Origin of the sequence: Citrobacter sp., from assembly GCF_050252275.1 — a bacterium.
Taxonomy (GTDB): domain Bacteria; phylum Pseudomonadota; class Gammaproteobacteria; order Enterobacterales; family Enterobacteriaceae; genus Citrobacter_A; species Citrobacter_A amalonaticus.
On the sequence record NZ_JBFWLF010000319.1, the window covers coordinates 1 to 5,073 of the forward strand.

Sequence of the window (5,073 nt, forward strand, 5' to 3'; positions counted from 1 at the left end):
ATCAATATTACAGAATGAATTCACCCGCACGCGCGGGAACAGAACGGACTGCACTACGACGGAACCGGAAATAATACAGCCGCCCGAAACCAGTGAGTTCAGCGTCATGCCGTGGCTTCCCGAGCGGTCCTGCACAAATTTCGCCGGCGGTAGCGATTCCATGTGGGTGCGAATCGGCCAGTTCTGATCGTACATATCCAGTTCCGGGGTCACGGATGCCAGATCGAGGTTTGCTTTCCAGTAGGCTTCCAGCGTTCCGACGTCACGCCAGTACGGCTCGGATTCAGGATCCGACTGAACGCAGGACAACGGGAAAGGATGTGCATAAGCCATGCCAGCTTTGGTGACTGTCGGAATAATATCTTTGCCGAAGTCATGGCTTGAACCTTCGTCGCTGTCATCCTTTTCCAGCAACTCATAAAGGTAATCAGCATCAAAAATGTAGATCCCCATGCTGGCGAGCGATTTCGTGGCATCGCCTGGCATGGCGGGTGGGTTCGCCGGTTTTTCCACGAACTCAATAATCTTATCGTTTTCATCAACCGCCATTACGCCGAACGCGCTGGCCTCTTCGATCGGCACCGGCATACAGGCGACGGTGCAGCGCGCGCCTTTCTCGACGTGGTCGATCAGCATGCGGGAGTAATCTTGCTTATAGATATGGTCACCCGCCAGGATCACCACATATTCCGCCTTATAGCGACGTATGATATCCAGGTTCTGCGTCACCGCATCTGCCGTGCCGCGATACCAGTTTTCGCCCTGCATTCTTTGTTGAGCAGGCAGCAAATCGACAAACTCATTCATCTCCTCGCTGAAGAACGACCAACCACGCTGAATATGCTGTACCAGAGTGTGAGATTGATATTGCGTGATAACGCCAATACGGCGGATCCCGGAGTTAAGACAGTTGGATAACGCAAAATCAATAATGCGAAACTTACCACCAAAGTGAACGGCCGGTTTTGCACGTTTGTTGGTTAAATCTTTCAGACGAGTGCCACGTCCGCCCGCCAGAATCAGGGCAACCGATTTCAACGGCAACTGGCGCGCCAACATTAAACGATCATTCTTCTCTAAACTCACCATGACTAACTCCTTTTTGATCATCTCTGGAACACACACAGTCCGTGCGCAGGTCCCGGCCAGACAGCCGTAATTACCGGATTATCCTCTCCGGCAAACGGGGGAACAGCGCGCCATTCCCCTTCAGGTAAAACAATTTCAGCAGTATCAAGCGCAGCATTGATGGCAATAAGAAAACGATCCGACAGCAGGATTTGCATCTGCATTGGCCCGTTTTGCCATTCATCCGCACTCAGTGGTTGCGCGTAGCGATTAAGCCAGCGCACGTTGCCATCTCCCTCTTCCCACCAGTAGTCTCCCACCAGCGCCGGGATTTGCTGGCGCAGTTTGATTAATGCGGCGGTAAAATCGATTAATCCCTCGCTCGCCTGCGACCAGTCCAGCCAGGTCAACGCATTGTCCTGGCAATAGGCGTTGTTGTTGCCATGCTGACTGTGTCCGTGTTCATCACCGGCCAGCAACATGGGCGTTCCCTGAGATAGTAAAAGCGTCGTCAGCAACGCATGAATGCTGTCGCGGCGACGTTCGACGACCTCCAGAGTGCCGCCTAATCCTTCTTTACCATGATTATTGCTATGGTTATTGTCGGTTCCGTCCCGATTTTCCTCTCCGTTTGCCTCATTGTGTTTCTGATTGAAACAAACGCAGTCTCTGAGCGTAAAACCGTCATGTGCGGTGACCAGATTGACGGAAGCGGAAGGTTTGCGCCCATCGCGCTTAAACACGTCGCTGGAGGCCGCAAAACGCCCGGCAAACTCGCCGAGCGACACATTGCGCTGTAGCCAGAAGCGGCGTGACGCATCGCGAAAATGATCGTTCCACTCCGCGAACGGTGCGGGGAAATTCCCCACCTGATACCCGCCGGCCCCGATATCCCAGGGTTCAGCGATAAGCTTAACGCCGGACAGCACCGGGCACTGTTTGATGGCGGTAAACAACGGCGCATCCTGGCTAAACGCCGGCGTACGCCCCATCACCGATGCCAGATCAAAACGAAAACCATCGACATGGCAGGTTTCAACCCAGTAACGCAGGCATTCAAGGGCATACTCCACCACGCAAGGATGGCTGAGATTGAGCGTGTTACCGCAACCGGTCCAGTTGTGATAATCGCCATCTTCTCTGATCCAATAATAGCTACGGTTGTCGATTCCGCGCAGGGAGATGAGCGGCCCGTCCCGATCCAGCTCAGCGCTGTGGTTGAGTACAATGTCGAGAATGACCTCAATGCCGGCATTGTGCAGCGCCTTAACGGCATCGCGAAATTCATCCAGCGCCGTCTCTGGCGAGCATGCATAGGCTGGATGCAGCGCAAACAACGCGACGGGGTTGTAGCCCCAATAGTTTGACAACCCCAGCCGTTGTAAACGCGGTTCACTGGCGAAATGCGCCACGGGCAACAATTCCAGTGCGGTAATCCCCAAATGCTTCAGATAATCGATCATCACCGGATGACCAAGCGCGTGGTACGTGCCGCGAATCTCTGCCGGGATTTGCGGATGCAGGTAGGTTAAACCTTTGACATGTGCCTCATAGATGACGGTATTGCCCCACGGCGTGCGCGGCGGGGCATCGTCTTCCCAGTCATAGCGATCGACGGTCACCACGCACTTCGGCGCAATGGCGACGTTATCACGATGATCCGGCTGGTCATAACCCGCATGCATCAGCGGGTCATCTTTCAGGTCGCCCTCTACGCGACGCGCGCAGGGATCAATCAGCAGCTTAGCCGGATTAAACCAGTGACCCTGCGCTGGCTGCCACGGCCCATGCACGCGGTAGCCATAACGCAGACCGGGACGGGCGTCGGCCAGATAGCCGTGCCAGACATCTCCGGTGCGCGCTGGCAGGTCGTAGCGCTGCTCATTGCCCGACGCGTCATACACACACAGCTCAACGCGCTCGGCATGGGCGGAAAAGAGCGTGAAATTCACGCCATGTCCGTCATACGTTGCGCCATGCGGTGTGGCGTTACCGGCAACCAGTTGCGTCATTCCGCCTCCCGAACCAGCCAGATTGTCGACAGCGGCGGCAGCGTCAGACTCAGGGATTGCGGGCGTCCGTGGCTGGAAATCTCATCGGTATGGACCGCCCCGCCGTTCCCGGCATTGCTGCCGTGATAGTGCATCGAGTCAGTATTGAGAATTTCGCGCCATTTACCCGGCTGATTGACGCCAAAGCGGTAACCGTGACGCGGCACCGGCGTGAAGTTGCTGGCGACGATAATTTCGTTCCCGACCTTATCGCGACGGACAAAAATCAGTACTGAACGTTCTTTATCATCGACAACCAGCCATTCGAAGCCGTAAGGGTCAAAGTCGAGCTCATGTAACGCTTTGTGGTGACGATAGGTCAGGTTGAGGTCGCGCACCAGACGCTGCACACCGTGGTGCCAGTTGTCGCCACCTTCCAGCAAATGCCAGTCAAGGCTGGCGTCATGATTCCACTCGCGCCCCTGAGCGAATTCGTTGCCCATAAACAGCAGTTTTTTACCCGGGAAGGCCCACATCCAGCCATAGTAAGCGCGCAGGTTGGCAAATTTCTGCCACGCGTCGCCCGGCATGCGGTCGAGAATCGATTTCTTACCGTGGACCACTTCGTCATGCGACAACGGCAGAACGAAGTTTTCGGTATAGTTGTAGAGCATGCCGAAGGTCAGCTTATCGTGATGATATTGACGATAAACCGGATCCAGCTTCATGTAATCGAGGGTGTCGTGCATCCAGCCAAGGTTCCACTTGTACCAGAAACCCAGGCCGCCCATATCCTGCGGTCGGGAGACGCCCGCGAAATCCGTCGACTCTTCCGCCATGCTCACCGCCCCCGGCACCTGCTCACCGAGAATGCGGTTGGTATTGCGTAAAAACTCAATCGCTTCCAGATTCTCGCGGCCGCCGAATTCATTCGGGATCCACTCGCCCTCTTTGCGACTGTAATCGCGATAAATCATCGACGCCACGGCATCCACGCGCAGGGCGTCAATACCAAAGCGTTCAATCCAGTACAGGGCGTTGCCCACCAGATAGTTACTGACTTCACGACGACCGTAGTTGTAGATCAGCGTGTTCCAGTCCTGGTGATACCCTTCGCGCGGGTCGCTATGCTCGTACAGTTTGGTGCCATCGAACTCCGCGAGAGCAAAATCATCCGACGGAAAATGGCCCGGCACCCAGTCAAGGATGACGTTCAAGCCCGCCTGATGCGCGGCGTTCACGAAATAACGGAAATCATCGCGCGTGCCAAAACGACGCGTTGGCGCATAAAGTCCCGTTGGCTGATAACCCCAACTGCCGTCAAACGGATGCTCATTCACCGGCAGCAGTTCGAGATGGGTAAAGCCCATCCATTTCACGTACGGGATGAGCTGGTCAGCCAGCTCGCGATAGCTCAGCCAGAAGTTGTTGTCGGTATGGCGACGCCATGAACCCAGATGGACTTCATAAATGGAGATTGGCGCGTCAAACTGGTTCGCTTTTTTGCGCGCCTCGGTCTGTTCCACTTTTTCGGGCAGACCGCAAATGAGCGAGGCCGTTTCCGGACGCATCTGTGCTTCAAAGGCGTAAGGGTCGGCTTTCACCCGCAGATTACCGTTGGCGTCGATCATCTCATATTTGTAGAGCTGACCATGCTGTGCGCCGGGGATAAACAGTTCCCAGATGCCGCTTTCTTTGCGCAGACGCATCGGGTGACGGCGACCATCCCAGAAGTTAAATTGTCCGACTACGGAAACGCGGCGCGCGTTCGGCGCCCAGACGGAGAAACGCGTCCCCGTGACGCCATCCATGGTGTCCGCGTGCGCCCCCAGCGTTTCATACGGACGCAAATGGGTGCCTTCCGACAGCAGCCAGGCATCCATATCCTGAATAAGAGGACCAAAACGGTAGGGATCATCAATCAGATTTTGCTGGCCGTGCCAGACAACAGCGAGCTGGTAGCGAAAAGGATTTTTACGGCGAGGTAATACACCGCTGAAAAAACCGCGTGAGT

3 protein-coding genes are annotated in these 5,073 nt (G+C 55.4%); all 3 read right to left on the bottom strand.

Annotation, left to right across the window (positions count from 1 at the left end; genetic code table 11):
- Positions 1-1,089: glucose-1-phosphate adenylyltransferase (gene glgC, locus AB7E14_RS20425; protein WP_428169868.1), on the bottom strand; the 1,089-nt coding region annotated here is incomplete at its 3' end.
- A 17-nt stretch (positions 1,090-1,106) separates the two neighbouring features.
- Positions 1,107-3,080 carry a glycogen debranching protein GlgX gene (glgX, locus tag AB7E14_RS20430; protein WP_316962344.1) on the bottom strand — a complete coding sequence of 658 codons (1,974 nt, stop codon included), beginning with the start codon at positions 3,078-3,080 and terminating at the stop codon, positions 1,107-1,109.
- The coding region (gene glgB / locus AB7E14_RS20435) for a 1,4-alpha-glucan branching enzyme (RefSeq protein ID WP_428169869.1) at positions 3,077-5,073 on the bottom strand (1,997 nt) is incomplete at its 5' end. The genes glgB and glgX, both read right to left, overlap by 4 nt.

Bases quoted from the DNA above. Each gene is read 5' to 3' on its own strand.
- glgX (WP_316962344.1), bottom strand. From the start codon at position 3,080: ATGACGCAACTGGTTGCCGGTAACGCCACACCGCATGGCGCAACGTAT.